This window comes from Streptomyces sp. NRRL F-2664 (assembly GCF_000719345.1).
Classification (GTDB): Bacteria; Actinomycetota; Actinomycetes; order Streptomycetales; family Streptomycetaceae; genus Streptomyces.
Genome location: NZ_JOFX01000237.1, coordinates 1 through 1047 on the forward strand (window position 1 = coordinate 1; position 1047 = coordinate 1047).

General features: G+C 67.3%; 1 protein-coding gene. It reads left to right on the forward strand.

Annotation, left to right across the window (positions count from 1 at the left end; translation table 11 throughout):
* Positions 1-141: 141 nt before the first annotated feature.
* Complete coding sequence (locus IF89_RS0135535) at positions 142-963, forward strand: IS630 family transposase (protein WP_420707024.1); 822 nt, start codon at positions 142-144, stop codon at positions 961-963.
* The last annotated feature ends 84 nt before the right edge of the window (positions 964-1047 follow it).

Sequence of the window (1047 nt, forward strand, 5' to 3'; positions counted from 1 at the left end):
CGCTGCAGGCCTTCGACATCACCTTCGACGGACGCCTCACCAACAACCGAATCTGACCTCAGAAACCCAACCAGTTACACCGTTTACTGGACAGACCCGCTTTGCCTGACGTGACGGGCTTGGGGCCGGTGTCCTGGTTGGATGGGAGGTACCGGGCTGCCGCCGTTGGCGCTGTCGGAGGGTGAGCGGTCGGCGTTGGAGGGCTGGGCGAGGCGGCGTTCAACTGCGCAGGGCCTGGCCCAGCGGGCACAGATCGTGTTGGCGTGCGCGCGGGGGTGGAGCAACACGATGGTCGCCGCGCGTCTGGGTACCGAGCGCAGGACGGTGGCCAGATGGCGGACCCGATTCCTGCGGGACCGCCTGAACGGTCTGGCGGACGAGCCTCGGCCCGGGGTGCCGCGGACCGTCACCGATGCCCAGGTGGAAGAGGTGGTGGTCCGCACTCTGGAAGGGACACAACCTGGCGGGACGCACTGGTCGAAGCGGGAGCTGGCCGAGGTCGTGGGGATCTCCCCGGCGAGTGTGCTGTGGATCTGGCAGGTTTTCGGCCTGCAACCATGGCGGACCGACACGTTCAAGATCTCCCCGGACCCGTTCCTGATCGATGAGATCCGTGACGTTGTCGGCCTCTGTCCCACCCCGCCGGCGAACGCCGTCGTGTTCGCGATGGAGGAGAAGCCGCAGATCCAGGCCCTGGAGCGGACCACGCCAGTGCTGCCGATGCTGCCGGGAATGCCCGAGCGGCGGAGTTTCGACTATGTCCGCCACGGCACCGTCGATTTGTTCGCCGCCCTGAACACCGCGACGGGCAAGGTGATCGCGAAGCTGTCCGCGCAGCATCGGGCGGTGGACTTCCGGGACTTCCTCGATGGGATCGACCGCCAGACCGACAAGAGCCTGGCGGTCCACGTGATCTGCGGCAACTGTGAGGATCGTGATGTGCCGCAAGGGGCCGGAGCCTGACCCGTGCGACAACTGGCTGCAGCTGCCTTGGGGTGGAACTGTCAGCCCCGGCCTCCTGCGGTGCGTACTGCCGTCGGCCCGGTG